At 62.6% G+C, this 13102-nt stretch carries 12 protein-coding genes and 1 pseudogene; 2 read left to right on the top strand and 11 right to left on the bottom strand.

Translation table 11 applies throughout. From position 1 onward, the window contains the following. Window positions 1-21 precede the first annotated feature (21 nt). The 6 genes from BVG79_RS06240 to BVG79_RS06215 form a co-directional block, all read right to left on the bottom strand. Entirely contained in the window at window positions 22-1296 is a 1275-nt protein-coding gene (locus tag BVG79_RS06240; RefSeq protein WP_085786124.1) for an MGH1-like glycoside hydrolase domain-containing protein, read from the bottom strand. Window positions 1297-1304: 8 nt separating this feature from the next. Then, a complete protein-coding gene (locus BVG79_RS06235) occupies window positions 1305-2339 on the bottom strand; it encodes an ABC transporter ATP-binding protein (protein WP_085786123.1) in 1035 nt (344 codons plus the stop codon). 27 nt (window positions 2340-2366) lie between these two features. Beyond that, on the bottom strand, window positions 2367-3221 hold the full coding sequence (locus tag BVG79_RS06230) for a carbohydrate ABC transporter permease (protein ID WP_236951439.1): 855 nt from the start codon (window positions 3219-3221) through the stop codon (window positions 2367-2369). Beyond that, the gene (locus tag BVG79_RS06225; protein ID WP_236951438.1) at window positions 3218-4066 is read right to left on the bottom strand and encodes a carbohydrate ABC transporter permease; all 849 of its coding nucleotides are present in this window, start codon (window positions 4064-4066) and stop codon (window positions 3218-3220) included. Before BVG79_RS06225 ends, BVG79_RS06230 begins: the two co-directional genes overlap by 4 nt. A 74-nt stretch (window positions 4067-4140) precedes the next feature. After that, the gene (locus BVG79_RS06220; RefSeq protein WP_236951437.1) at window positions 4141-5430 is read right to left on the bottom strand and encodes an ABC transporter substrate-binding protein; all 1290 of its coding nucleotides are present in this window, start codon (window positions 5428-5430) and stop codon (window positions 4141-4143) included. A gap of 24 nt (window positions 5431-5454) precedes the next feature. Next, the gene (locus tag BVG79_RS06215; protein WP_085786121.1) at window positions 5455-6450 is read right to left on the bottom strand and encodes a LacI family DNA-binding transcriptional regulator; all 996 of its coding nucleotides are present in this window, start codon (window positions 6448-6450) and stop codon (window positions 5455-5457) included. A 160-nt stretch (window positions 6451-6610) separates the two neighbouring features. Between BVG79_RS06215 and map the strand changes: the two genes are divergently transcribed. Both map and BVG79_RS06205 read left to right on the top strand, forming a co-directional pair. Beyond that, entirely contained in the window at window positions 6611-7360 is a 750-nt protein-coding gene (map, locus tag BVG79_RS06210; protein ID WP_085786120.1) for a type I methionyl aminopeptidase, read from the top strand. Between the two features lie 98 nt (window positions 7361-7458). Further along, complete coding sequence (locus BVG79_RS06205; protein ID WP_085786119.1) at window positions 7459-8514, top strand: FUSC family protein; 1056 nt, start codon at window positions 7459-7461, stop codon at window positions 8512-8514. A 207-nt stretch (window positions 8515-8721) separates the two neighbouring features. Here the strand turns inward: BVG79_RS06205 and BVG79_RS13905 are convergent. The 5 genes and pseudogenes from BVG79_RS13905 to BVG79_RS06190 all read right to left on the bottom strand — a co-directional run. Then, window positions 8722-8784, bottom strand: a pseudogene (locus tag BVG79_RS13905) (hypothetical protein); the annotation flags it as partial. Window positions 8785-9419: 635 nt separating this feature from the next. After that, on the bottom strand, window positions 9420-9776 hold the full coding sequence (locus BVG79_RS13655) for an ATP-binding cassette domain-containing protein (protein WP_198167903.1): 357 nt from the start codon (window positions 9774-9776) through the stop codon (window positions 9420-9422). A gap of 69 nt (window positions 9777-9845) precedes the next feature. Continuing rightward, on the bottom strand, window positions 9846-10136 hold the full coding sequence (locus tag BVG79_RS13650) for an ATP-binding cassette domain-containing protein (RefSeq protein ID WP_198167902.1): 291 nt from the start codon (window positions 10134-10136) through the stop codon (window positions 9846-9848). Further along, the gene (locus BVG79_RS06195) at window positions 10108-11568 is read right to left on the bottom strand and encodes a M81 family metallopeptidase (RefSeq protein WP_085786118.1); all 1461 of its coding nucleotides are present in this window, start codon (window positions 11566-11568) and stop codon (window positions 10108-10110) included. The genes BVG79_RS13650 and BVG79_RS06195 overlap by 29 nt, the downstream gene beginning before the upstream one ends. Beyond that, window positions 11565-12716, bottom strand: coding sequence for an ROK family transcriptional regulator (locus BVG79_RS06190; RefSeq protein ID WP_085786117.1), 1152 nt, complete (start codon window positions 12714-12716; stop codon window positions 11565-11567). The genes BVG79_RS06195 and BVG79_RS06190 overlap by 4 nt, the downstream gene beginning before the upstream one ends. Window positions 12717-13102: the final 386 nt, after the last annotated feature.

The following is a 13102-nucleotide window of genomic DNA, read 5'->3' as shown; positions in this document are numbered from 1 at the left end:
TATCGGTCACGTGGCGCGTCCTTAGGCGGCGGTGGACAGGGTGATTTTCAGCTGAGACAGGTGCAGATAGGCCGCTGCTGTCCACGAAAAATGCCCGCCGCCGCAAGGCTCGCCTGTTGTCGGGTCGAAGTATTCGCAGAAGCCCGCCGTCTCGAGCGCCGTGACGATTGAATGGCGGATGTCCTCGGCCAGAGCTGTGGCGTTGTTACGCAGCAGACCCTGCACCAGCAGCCAGTCGATGATGGGCCAGACCGATCCGCGCCAGTAACGCCGAGGCTCGAACCCCGGATAGTCGCGCGGGGTGGTGGGGAAAGATACCAGCATCCCCTCGCACCAACGGCGCATTTCCTGTTCGGCTGCGGCCATGCGGGCGGCGGGCAAATCCAGCGCCAGCAAGGGGATGAAGCAGGCCTGTGTCGGCGCCGCGACCCGCTGCCCCGAGACCAGGTCGAGCGAGCGAAAGCGGCTATCCGCGTCCGACCATGCCTGATCGAGCCCCGCGCGCGAGCGGGCGTTCATCGCATCCAGTTCAGCGGCGGCGGCTTCTTCGCCAAGGGCCCGGGCCAGTTGCTGCAGCCCTTCGCCAGCCGCCAGCAGGATGCCTGTCGTTTGCACGCAGGCGACTTTGAAGGGCGCGGCATCCCATTGTTCCGCTGCGTCCCAGCCGCAGGCGGCATAGGTGTCGACCAGATGGATGAACCGCTGATAATCCTGGTCACGCGGGCGCATGGCGGGGTCGACGTGGCCGGTGTCCTTGCGCTTCACGGGTGTGGTGGTGGTGGTGGGCACACGCGCCAAGGCGACGTCCCACGCGGGCGAGTTGTCGGACCCGCTTTCCCACGGGTGCAACAGCGCGACAAGGCCGGTGCCTTCGGGGTCGCGCGCGCTGTACCACCAGCGGTGATAACGCAGCGCGGCATGGAATAGCGGGCGGATCCGCTCGGCGGGCGCGCCTGAATCATGCAGCGCCTTGACCGCCATGCCAAAAACCGGCGGCTGCGTTATGCCCGACGTCGGGATGCGGTGGCTGGTGCGCCACACATCAGCCCCCGGAAAATAGCTGTCCGAGGGCTGGTGGAACACGATATGCGGGATCATCCCGTCATCCCATTGCCCCTCGATCAGGCGTTCCAGTTCCAGGCAGCCACGTGGCACGTCGAATTCGGCAAAGGCCATTGCGACGAAAGCCGAGTCCCAGTTCCATTGAAAGGGGTAAAGGCCCGCGGTCGGCACGGTGTAGCCGCCGCGGTCGTTGTCTTGCAGAATGCCGCGCGCGATAGCACGAAAATCAGACATTTATGAACTCACTGATAAGCGATGCCGGTTTCGGGGGAAAGCCAGCTGAGGCGTGTGGGGTCGGGGGCAAGGTAGATGGTTTGGCCGGCGGCCACGGTGTCGCGCGGAGGCAGGCTGACCCGCACCATTTGCCCGTAAATCGTGCCGGTGACCAGCAGCGTGGCGCCCATCGGTTCGACGACGTTGATCTGCAGGGGCAGGCCGCTCGTGTCCTCGGTGCGGGTGACGGCTTCGCCCCGCAGACCCATCACCACTTCGCCGCTGACGCCCGCAGGCACGGGTTGGCCGCCTGCCACACCGTCCGCGACCGGAATGGTGATGAAGTTCATAGGCGGGCTGCCGATAAAGCCGCCGACAAAGCGCGTCGCGGGGTTGTCATAGACATCGACAGGGGTGCCGACTTGCTCGATCCGACCCTGGTAAACAATGGCGATACGGTCGGACAGGCCCATAGCCTCGGTCTGGTCGTGGGTGACGTAGACCGTGGTGGTGCCTGCCTCTTGCAGAACCGACTTCAGCTCGGTGCGCATTTCCAGCCGCAACAGCGCATCAAGGTTCGACAGCGGCTCGTCCATCAGCAGTACGGAGGGCTCGACAGCCAAGGCGCGTGCGACAGCCACACGCTGGCGCTGCCCGCCCGAAAGTTTGTTCGGGTAGCGGTCGAGGTATTGGCTGATGTGCAGCAGTTCGGCCGCTTTGCCGACCTGCGCCTTCACGCGGGCCTCGTCGGCCTTTTGCATGCGCAGACCAAATGCGATGTTCTCGGCCACCGTCATATGCGGGAAAATGGCGTAGTTCTGGAACACCATGGCAAGGCCGCGATCTTTGGGCGGCAGCCCCAAGATCGACTTGCCATCCACACGGATGTCGCCCGAACTGGCGGTTTCCAGCCCCGCGATAATCCGCAGCAGCGTGGTCTTGCCGCAGCCCGAAGGCCCCAGCAGCGAGACGAATTCGCCGTCGTTGATGGTCAGCGAGACTTCGCGCAGCGCAACGGCGGTGCCGAAGGATTTGGCAATGCTGTCGATGACGATCTCAGCCATGGCGGGATTCCTTATGGGGTTGGGGCATCATTTCGAGGAAATCCCCCAAATCGCAAACAGATAGCGGCGCACCGCAAAGATGAAGATGACCGAAGGCAAGATCAGCAGCAGCCCGCCCGCAAAGCGGAAGTGCAGCGGGCTTTCACCCAGAACGGTCAGCAGATAGGCCGTCAGCGTGCGGTGCGAGACCGTCAGAACCGAGGCGGCGAAGACCTCGTTCCAGCTAATGACGAAGGCGAAAACGGCTGTCGCGGCCAAACCGGGCAAGGCCAGCGGCACGACAATGCGCAAGAACGCCTGAAACTTTGAGCAACCGAAGACCCATGCGGCTTCTTCCAACTCGCGCGGAACGCCCATGAAGATGCCTTGGGTCACCAGCACGGCAAAGGGCATGGCCAGAACGGTGTGCACCAGTGCGACGCCGAAAACGGTGTCGTAAAGGCCCATGTTGATGAACGACACCGTCAGCGGCAAGGCGAGAATGGCCAGCGGGAAAGCGCGGGTCAGCAATACCAGCAGGCGGAAGGCGTTCTTGCCGGTAAAGGCAAAGCGGGCCAGCGCGTAGCCAGCGGGCGCGCCCAGCAGAACCGACAGCACGACCGTGATACCAGCGGCCTGCAGCGAGTTGCCGAACGCGGCAATCAGCCCGTCGGTTTGCAGGAAGGTCAGGAAGGGCTCGAACGACAGATCGCCCGGGAAGACCGATTTGGGCCATGTATAGACGCCGCGGCGGCCGCCGAAAGCGCCCAGTGCCACAAACCAGATCGGCACCAGCACCCACGCCGATAGCGCGGCGATGGCGGCCCAGAACAGGAATTTGCGCGCGCCTTGGAACGACGCCGGTGACTTCGGGGCGCGTTTGAGGGGGTGGATATCACTCACGGCAGACGCTCCGGATCGACCTTGATGGCCTTGAGGTAAACGAAGGTTGCAACCAGCGAGATCACCATGATCAGCACGGCATAGGCCGCCGCGACCCCGTAGTTCTGGTTTGTGTTTTGCCAAGTGTATGCCTCACCCATCAGCACGGGGAAGTTACGCCCGCCCAAGGTGTAGACCACGGCAAAAACCTCGAATGCCAAGACAGTGCGCAAGATCAGCGCCGACTGCAGCGCGGGGCGGATTAGCGGCAGCGTGATCTTGGTGAAGCGCGTCCAGCGGCTGGCCCCGAAGACCTGCGCGGCTTCGTTGAAATCTTTGGGCACCTGATTCATGCCGGCAACGATGACGATCATCACAATCGCGGTCGAGCGCCAGATCTCGGCCATAGCGATGCCGAAGAACAGCGCGATCGGCGTTTGGTAGGTCAACCACGCCTGCTGCCGCTCGATCAGGCCGAGGCCATAGAGGAAGCTGTTCAGATAGCCCGAGTTTTGCAAAATCGACAGCCAAACCAAGCCTGCCGCCAGATCCGAGATCCCCAGCGGGATGGTCCAGATCCACAAAATGGTTTCGCGGCCCTTGCCGATATGCATCGCCAGCGAACCCATCGCCAGCGATAGCGCGATTTGCACGGGGACAACGAACAACGTCAGCAAGAACGTGTTGCGCAGGGCGGTGTTGAAGTTCAGGTCACTGACCATGCGCTGGAAATTCGCCATCGACGGCGCGTTCCCTTGCGAAAAAGCCAGCCAGATCGTCTGAACCAGCGGGACCAAGAACAGCACGGCCAGAAAAGCCGTGGCTGGCAAGATCAGCAGGTAAGGTGTCAGCCGTTTGGTTTGCACGTGAGGGGTTATCCCTGTTGAGGAAGGAAGAAGCGGCCCGGCCTTACGCGGCCGGGCCATTTGGTTTTCAGGTGTTATTCGACCGGGCAGGCGCCTTCGCTGGATGCGTCGGGGGCCCAGCAGGGCGCGCCGGTGTCTTGCATCAGCGCGTTCAGCACGTCACCCTCGGCGGCCAGTGTGGCGGCGATGTCTTCGCCGTTCAGCACGATGCGTTGGAAGGTGTCCATGTAAACCTTGTTGAACTCCCCACCCTTGTCACCAAGCCCGATGGGCAGCAGCGAAATCAGTGCGTCGGGCGCGCTTTGGGTGGCGCTGACGGCGCTGGCCAGCAGCGAAACGCCATCTTCACCGCCCTCGGGCAGGTCGACTTCCATGGTCGGGAAGAAGGCCACCAGTTCAGCCGTCAGCAGTTGCGTATCGGTCTGGGTCAGGTGGCGGATGATGGCGGTTGCGCCATCCACATCGGGCGCGCCTTGGGGGATCGCAAGGCCCGCGATCACCGGCATATAGCCGCGACCGTGGGGGCCTGCGGGGGCGGGGAAGGTTACGAAGTCTTCGGGGAAGACGTTCAGCGCTTCTTTCAGGCGGGCAACGTGATCCCACGCGACCCAGACCTCGTCCGCCAGCAACGGCTCTTGCATGAAGGCATAGTTGGTCGAGTTCGGCGTGACGACCGACCACAACTCCTTGAATTCCTCCCAGCCGGCGACAGCATCGGCTGATCGGAAGCTGCGCACGACGCCGCCGGTGTAGGACGGGTAGAAATACCCCTCGAAGAAGCGGGCCATCAGGCCGTTCGGGCCAGCGGGGAAGCCGATGCGTTCGGCGCCGGTTGCGTCCTTCATGGCCTGACCCCAAGCGATCAGCTGCTCGTAAGTCAGCGCATTGATGTCGGCGCCTTCGGGCAGGTATTCCAGCGCTTCTTTCTTGGCGGCCATCACATAGGTCGCCTGCATCCACGGGATATATTCCTGATCATCGGTGCCCAGTTTGCCCAGATCCAGCACCGATTGGGGCATCCCAGCGGCGGCCAGTTCGGCGGCCAGATCGTTCAAAGGCATGAATATATCGCGTTCGGCCAGCGGGGCCAGCTCGCCGTGCAGCGCGCCGACAAGGCTGATCGTGTGGCGACCGGTTTGGCTTTCGGCGGTCATGCGGATGGGGAACTGCGGCGGCTCCTCCACCACGTAGTTCACATCGGGCACGCCCTTCAGAATGTCGCCGCGCATGGCCTGCGCTTCTTCCAGCGGGCGCAGCTGCGTCGACAGGAAGATGGTTTCGGCGCTGGCGGCAGCGCCCGCCAGCATCAGCCCGGCCAGTGCAGCGCCGCCCAGAAGGCGGCTCGTGGTTTTGGTGATTTTCACAGTGATTTCCTCCCTCAAGTGAAATTAAATGGCCCGTCGCAGATGACTGTCGCGGTCAACTGCGGTGACGGGAAGCAATTCGTTCAGATCCGCCACAGGCTCGCCCGCAAGGGTACGCAGCAGCAGCCCGGCCAGCCGTGCGCCCTGATCCTCGGTATCGATGCGCATCGACGACAGGCGGGGCTGACTGAAGGCGCCCATGGCCAGATCGTCGTGGCCGACGATGGCGACGTTGCTGTCCATTTCGTGCAACGCGGCCAGTGCCCCCAAAGCCATCGAATCCGTCGCGCACAAAATGGCGGTGGGGGGCACGTGGCCGGTCATGATCTGGCGGGCGGCGGCATAACCGCCAGCCTCGTTCAGCGTACCTTGCACCATCAGTTCGGGCCGGCCCGCCGCGCGCATCGCGGCGCGATACCCTTCGGCGCGGTCATGGGCGAAATAAAAGCTCTCGTCCGCGCCAATCATGCCGATGTGCAGATGGCCATCGGCAATGAATCGCTGCGTCGCGGTTTTGAAGGCGGAAAAGCCATCGCCGTCCAGCCACGGGTGGGGGCGCGCGCTTTCGGTGCGCCCGTCGGTGACAAAGGGAATGCCGCGGTCCAGCAGAAAGTCGACGCGCGGATCGTTACGCCGTGTCCGCACCAGCAGCATGGCATCGATCCGCTGGCCGTCGACCAGATTGCGGCACAGCTCCAGCTCGGTTTCTTCGGACGGGACGGGCGCGATCATCAGGTTGATGCGATGCGCCAGCAGGTCGCGCGCACAGCTAGCCACCACGCGCGTTAGGTGGGACGTTGCTATTTCACCATCGGTCGAGGGAAGCGGCATCATGACAATATCGGTACGCTGGCGGCGCAAACGGCGTGCAGCCGCATTCGGGCGGTAACCCGCCGCGTTCGCTGCTGCGACTACGCGCAAACGTGTTTTTTCTGAAACGTCCGAATAGCCGTCAAGCGCACGGGACACCGTCGTAATCGATAACCCGAGGCTTTCGGCCAGTTCTTTCAAACCCGCCATCGTCCTCACTCCTCCGGACGCAAGGGTAATCAAAAACGTTTTGGATTCGCAAGGGGGCGCGCGAGATCGGCGAATTTCAGCGCCAGAAGCGCCAGAGACGAGCGGGACATGGGGCAAAGAAGGTGGTAATATGATGCAAATTAGCGCAGGCGAGGGACCAATGACGATCACGCATCAAGATGAACTGGACGGCATGATGGAGATCGGCCGGATCGTTGCAAACACCGTCCGCGCCATGAAAGACGCCATCGAGCCAGGCATGACCACGGCCGAGTTGGACATTATTGGCGATGCGCTGCTGCAACGCGAGGGGGCCCAATCCGCCCCGCGAATGACCTATGATTTCCCGGGTGCAACCTGCATCAGCGTCAACGAAGCGATTGCCCACGGCATCCCCGGTAATCGCCGCTTCAAGCGTGGCGATCTGGTTAACATCGACGTATCTGCCGAAAAAAACGGGTTTTTCGCCGATACAGGCGCCAGCTTCTGCTTTGGCACCGCACATCCGCGCCTTGTAAAGCTGTGCCAAGACGGCCAGCGCGCCACCGATATCGGCGTGGCGCAAGTTGGCACTGACCGGCCTTTGGGCGGGATCGGGCGGGCGATCGGGCGCTTTGCCGCCGATCGCGGCTATACGCTGGTGCGCAACTTGGCCAGCCACGGCGTCGGTCGCAGCCTGCATGAATACCCCGAAGAGATCCCGACATGGCCCGAACGCGGCGAGAAGCGCCGCATCGGAAAGGGCCTTGTGCTGACGGTCGAGCCCTTCTTGTCGACGGGCGCGTTCTGGGCCGACCGCGGAGATGATGACTGGACCCTTTATAGCCACCCGAACGCGCCCGTGGTGCAGTTTGAGCATACTGTGATCGCGACCGATGGCGCGCCGATCATCGTGACGCTGCCCGCCTAAGCTGCTGCCACGGCTGGCAAGACGGCGTTATCGTGCAGGAAGGCTTTGCGCTGGCCTTAAATTCCGGCAAATATAGACAAAAATGCCGGATTATCATCATGCCCCAGACGCCCCAGCAATGGATCACGAAAACCTTTACGCCTATGCCAAACCGCCTGCGGGCCGCGCGGCGCGATTTGCTGATCGCGGCGTTCGCGGCTGGCGCGTCGTGGCTGATCGCCGTCGAGCTGCTGGGCCATCAGGCACCGGTTTTTGCGGCGATCTGTGCTATCGTGTCGCTTGCGCCCGGGTTGCCGAACCACGGGCGTCAGGCGGTTGATCTGATCATCGGCATGACGCTAGGCATCGTTGTGGGCGAGCTGGTCTGGGCGATCAACCCTGGCGGGGTCTCAGGGCTTGTATTGCTGGTCGAGCTGATCGTTGCGATTTTGATGGCAATGAGCATCGCTGCTGCGCTTGGACGATCGGCCGTGTTGGGTATTCAGGCCGGGGTATCTGTGACGCTGGTGCTGGCGATGGGGCCGCAGAGCGCGGGCCTGCACCGGTTGGTAGATGGCGGCATCGGCGTCGTGGTGGGCCTGCTGTGCAGCCAGTTTCTGCTGACGCCCGACCCGATCCGAAGCCTGAATACCGCGATGCAGAACTTTCTGACTCAGCTTGCTGCGGGGCTAGATCAAGCGGCCGATGCTGTAGAAAAAGGTGATCTGACCAACGCATCGCACGCTGAACGCAAGGTTGCCGATAGTTGGGGAAGCCTGCGAATTCTGCTGGATACGCTGGACAACGCTCGCCTGTCGGCGCGCTGGTCGGTGCGCGGACGTATGGTGGCGAACCCGCTTCTAAAGACAATCGCGCGGCAAAACCGCCACGCCGTTCATCTGTTCGCAAACGCCCTAATGATGACCGAAGCATTGTCGATGGCACTGCGCAGCGGGCAGCCCGCGCCCGAGGATCTACCCGCCCGAATCCGCGCGGCGGCGCAGCACTGTCGCACCCTGCTGCAACAGGCCGGCGCCGCTGGCCCTTTGCCCGAGGCCCCGCAGGTTACCGGCCCATGGGCCGAGGCTGACGAGCACCTGTGCCAAATGGAATCCCGCCTGCAGCGGTTGGTTGGTCTGCGTCAAGCCGTTCAGCGTGATGCGGCGGCAGCCTAGTTGTACGGGCACGCTGCGTAATGTGCGGGTGCTTTGGGCAGCAGCGTGGGCAGCGTAGCGACGCATTTTGCCACCGCTTGCGAGCGGCGGGTTCGGAAGACACAACCTGACGGCAGGTTGATTGCACTGGGGATTTCGCCGCGATAACTGTATGTTGACGGCCAGCGCGCGGGCGATGCCGATGCGTTGGCGTTGGCCGCTGGAAAACTCGTGTGGTAGCGGGCGGCCGGCATCAAGGGGAAGGCCGACCCAATCAAGTAACTCAGCGATACGTGCGGCACGGCCTGTGCCTTGCCGATGATCGCTGCGACGGTTTTGCGCGGGTTTAAAGTGGCGAATGGGTATTGAAATACGAGCTGTATATACCGGCGAAACGGTACAAATAGTGCCGCAGTCAGATTAAATATATTTTGACTACGAAAGCGGATTTTGCCAATTGCCGGCTGGTGCAGGCGTATGATCGCACGCCCCACAGCGGTCTTGCGCGACCCGAATTCGCCGACCACTCCGAAAGCTTCTCCCCTGCGTAGAAAAGGATGACATTTTCGGCAGGATGGACATGCCCCTGCAAGCGGCCAAGCGAGCCGCCTTGGATTGGAAAGGGCACGGTCATCGCGCACGTCCAAGATGGGCTCTGGACCGCGCATACGGGTGCGCTGGGGGCGGATGCAGCGCACCGCCTGCTGCGCACCCACGGGCGTTTGCGCAGGCACTGCCATGCTGATGGCAGTGCCGCGGTGCGGCCCAAAGACTCAACCCGGCGGCAGGTTTGGCGGGCTGGGCAAAGTGCCGCCGATGGCGCGCAGCGGTTGCCTTTTGCCGTCAGGCCCGCGACTGGTCGTCGATGCCAGCAGCCTGCGCGTGTGAGGGTGCTGGGTATCCTCAAAAACCTGGTGAACGCGGCCTTACTCGACCACGTGGCCGCCATACATAATGGCGACGCGGTTGGCGATCATGGCCACGACAGCACGATTGTGGGTTATGAAGATGACGGCGGTATGGGTCTGGGTCTTCAAGTCCCAGATCAGGCGCAAGATCTGGGCTTGCACCGCGACGACCAAAGCCGTGGTCGGTTCGTCTGCAATTAACAGGGCGCCGCAGCAAGACAGCGCCATGGCGATCATGATACGCTGGCGCATCCCGCCGGACATCTGATGAGAGTAGTTCTTTGTCCGCGCCTGAGAGGCCGATATGCCCAACATTTGCAACATCGCAACTGCGGCTTCCTTGACCTCGGGCCGTGTGTTGCTTTCGTGCAGCATGATCACTTCTGCAATCTGGCGTCCGACGCTAAAAAAACGGGTTCAGCGAGTTCATCGGCTCTTGGAAGATCATAGCCATCTGGTTGCCGCGCAGCGACCGCAGATGGGCGGGTTACGCCCGAACAAGGTGTCGCGTCCGGTGAAGGTGATCTCGCAGCCCGCAACGCGCCCTAGCCGCCGTGGCAGCAACTCCATAATCGAGAGGCTGGTGACGCTTTTGCCCGATCCGGAGTCGCCCACGATGGCCAAGGTTTCGCCGCGATGGATGTCGAACGTCACGCCATCGATCGATTCCACTATGCCGCGTTCGGTCGTGAAATACGCGCGCAGATCACGGATGAACAGAACCGGCTGGGTCACGTGCTGACCACAGAACGTGCGGGGCCCAGTCGAACCCTGTGTCGAACGGAAAAGTCGGGCGGGCGATATGCTGGCGCGGGCGGCGGGTCACGTCTTGGTCTACGATGCCGGGGGTCAGTGCCATCAGTGAAGTTGCCGCTAGCGCCTTCATATCGGGCGAGAGGTAGCCGGATTTGACCACCACCATGCGCGCCTTGGCGGGGTCCAACCCCAATGAAGTGAAATCTACCAAGTTGTGGAACGGGCGTCGGCGCGCTGTAACGACAAAAGTCACCCCATCGCAGCGCAAAACCGCCTGACGTTCGGCTGCGCGCGGCGCATCGGACAGTGCGATGACCTGCGCGGTGATCGGCAGCGGTGCGCTATTGATCGGGTCGTGCGTCGCGCCAATCGTGCCGTGCACGCTTGCGCCCACGCCGGCGCCATAGGCTGCATCGACCAGCGGCAGATCGGCAATCCCGGCCAAAATGACGTCTGCTTCGGCGTTTTCCAACAGGGCAGCCAGCGTATCGGCGCGGTCACCCGCGCCGCCGCCTGTCGGATTGTCACCGGAATCGGCCAAGACGACGGGCAGGGCAGTCGCATCGCGCGCCATGGACAAGCAATCAGACAGGCTGCCGGTAACCGTGCCAAAAACAAAGGACTCGCGGGCGTCCCAGTACGCGCTGGCCAATTCGATGGCAGCCCGCTGCATCGTAGCATGGTCGGTGCCGGTGACCAACACGGCGGCTGTCGCCCGCGGCTCGTCCACCCAGACATAGCCGACCATCAAAGAGACGTCCCATATGCCGTCCACATCTTCGAGGGCGGGAATGACGGCATAGAGGCTGGCGGCGGGTTCGTCCTCGGTCGATGTCCGCTCGCCCGGAAGCAAGACCGGAACCTTCACCCAGCAGACGGAAGGGCGCTGGCCGCTGTCCAACGCGCGCATCAGCAAAGCGATGGCGCGCCGCATGGTTTGGGGGACATCAATATGGGGCGCTGTGCGATAGGCGCTGAACATGTCGATGGAATCCACCACACGGTCTGACACGTTGCCGTGCAGGTCGTAGCTGGTCGTAATCAACACATCGGGCCCGACGATATCGCGAACCGCGGCTAGCAGATCGCCCTCACAGTCATGCATCCCCGCAACGACTGCTGCGCCATGCAGCGCCATATAAACGCCGTCCAAGGGCATAGCCGCGCGGATGCCGGCCAAAATCTCGGCTTTGAAGGCGGCATAGGTCTCGGGGCAGATCGGCGCGCCGGGCACCGCGCGAGCCCAAAAGACGGGCTGCCAGTCGGCATCGTAATCGGCCAGCATTGCAAAATCGGGGGCATTGAACAGGTCGGCCCCGCGCAAAATACGGAAGTCTGCCGTGCGCGTCAGACCCGGGTTAAAGCTGGAGCTTTCGATATGCAGGCCAGCAACGGCGATTTTGTAGGTCATGCGCCCTCGGCAGTTATTAGGGGGTTGAGTAGGAACCGTTCGGCCGCGACGGCTGCGGCGCCGCTGGCGGTGAAAGCGGGGGTGACAAAGTCGAAGGTGATTTGCGTGGCTGCCCTTAAACGCGGCATGATGGCGGCGTCGATGCTTTGCCGGATAACGCGCTGCATCAGGCCGTCCTCGCTGCCGAATTCCATCGCGATGACAACCAGCGCGGGATTGAGCATTTGGATCGCCTGGGCGATCGCCAAACCCAGCGCCCCGCCTGCGCGGTGCAAAATGGCGATGGCTGCGGCATCGCCACTCTCGGCCAGCGGCTCGACGTCCTCCATCACGGCGCAGGGCAGGCCGTCGGCTACGGCAGCGTGCAAAATGGCCCGTCCGGATGCGATGGTTGTCAGGCACCCGCGCTTGCCACAGCGACAGGGCGGGCCGTCGAGCTGAATCGCCGCATGCGATATCTCGCCAGCCGCGCCGGAATGGCCACGGTACAGCTGCCCCCCGACAAAGATCGCCCCCCCGATGCCGCGCCCCAACGTGATAACGACGAAATCGCCGCATTCGCGCGCGCGGCCGAACAGCTTCTCGCCGACGGCGACGGCGTTCGCATCGTTTTCGACATAGGTGGGAATGCCGGTCGCCGCGCGGATCAGCGCAGCAACAGGGGCGTCGCGCCAACCAAGGTTGTTCGACTGCAGGCAGACTTGCTGGGTGTCGTCGACCAAGCCCGGCACAGCGACACCAATACCGACAACGCGGTCGAAACCGATTGCAGCCTTGCGCGCCAGCTGCGGCAAACGCTCGGCTAACATGCGAGCCAGATCGGGGGCGTCCAAGGGCCAGTCAGCCTCGTCGCTGCCATGAACATGACCGGCCAAGTCTGCCAGCAAAATCCGCGCGCGCCCCGCGACAGCGGCCACGCCGACCACGAAGCCGCCTTGCGCCGCGATATCGAGGATGATCGATGGCCGCCCTTGGCCTCGAATGCTGTCGCCCTCGGCCAGCAGGCCGCAATCAATCAGGTCGCGCGAAAGGGCCGTGATCGCAGGGCGCGAATAGCCCGTTTTTTCCGCAATTTCCGTACGTGTCAGCCCCGCTGAGGCGCTGACGGCGCGCAAAAGCTGGCGATGGGCATATGTTAACGTAGCCATGCGTCTTCCGGTTCGGGGCAGTGGTCGTCTTGCTTGACAATTAATTCAGTAAATAAAATTACTCAAGTATGTTTTAATACAGAATGACATAAGTTATCGCAAAAACCGGCTTCGGCCTTAGAATCGCCAACAGGGAAATCCATGCTCAAGCAACGTCGTCGTACGCTATTTGCGGCGTCTTTGCTGGCCGGTACGGCCCTCAGCGGGGCGCCTTCGCACAAACGGTTACGATTCTTCAGGGCGATCCCCCGCCTTGATGGGGCCACGAACCATGGTTGGTTCTTACAACACGTCTGTCCTGACGGCGATCTATGAAAACCTTGTCGCGCTGGAACAGGATTTGAACCAAAATCCTGCTCTAGCGATCGAATAGACGGTCAGCGACG

This window comes from Ketogulonicigenium robustum (assembly GCF_002117445.1).
Taxonomy (GTDB): domain Bacteria; phylum Pseudomonadota; class Alphaproteobacteria; order Rhodobacterales; family Rhodobacteraceae; genus Ketogulonicigenium; species Ketogulonicigenium robustum.
The sequence above is the reverse complement of the archived record's forward strand: the minus strand, read 5'-3'. Positions and strand labels throughout refer to the sequence as shown.

Excerpts from the sequence above, each read along its gene's own strand:
- BVG79_RS06240 (WP_085786124.1), bottom strand. The coding sequence starts at position 1,296 with ATGTCTGATTTTCGTGCTATCGCGCGCGGCATTCTGCAAGACAACGAC.
- BVG79_RS06235 (WP_085786123.1), bottom strand. The coding sequence starts at position 2,339 with ATGGCTGAGATCGTCATCGACAGCATTGCCAAATCCTTCGGCACCGCC.
- BVG79_RS06215 (WP_085786121.1), bottom strand. The coding sequence starts at position 6,450 with ATGGCGGGTTTGAAAGAACTGGCCGAAAGCCTCGGGTTATCGATTACG.
- map (WP_085786120.1), top strand. The coding sequence starts at position 6,611 with ATGACGATCACGCATCAAGATGAACTGGACGGCATGATGGAGATCGGC.
- BVG79_RS06205 (WP_085786119.1), top strand. The coding sequence starts at position 7,459 with ATGCCCCAGACGCCCCAGCAATGGATCACGAAAACCTTTACGCCTATG.
- BVG79_RS13655 (WP_198167903.1), bottom strand. The coding sequence starts at position 9,776 with ATGCTGCACGAAAGCAACACACGGCCCGAGGTCAAGGAAGCCGCAGTT.
- BVG79_RS06195 (WP_085786118.1), bottom strand. The coding sequence starts at position 11,568 with ATGACCTACAAAATCGCCGTTGCTGGCCTGCATATCGAAAGCTCCAGC.
- BVG79_RS06190 (WP_085786117.1), bottom strand. The coding sequence starts at position 12,716 with ATGGCTACGTTAACATATGCCCATCGCCAGCTTTTGCGCGCCGTCAGC.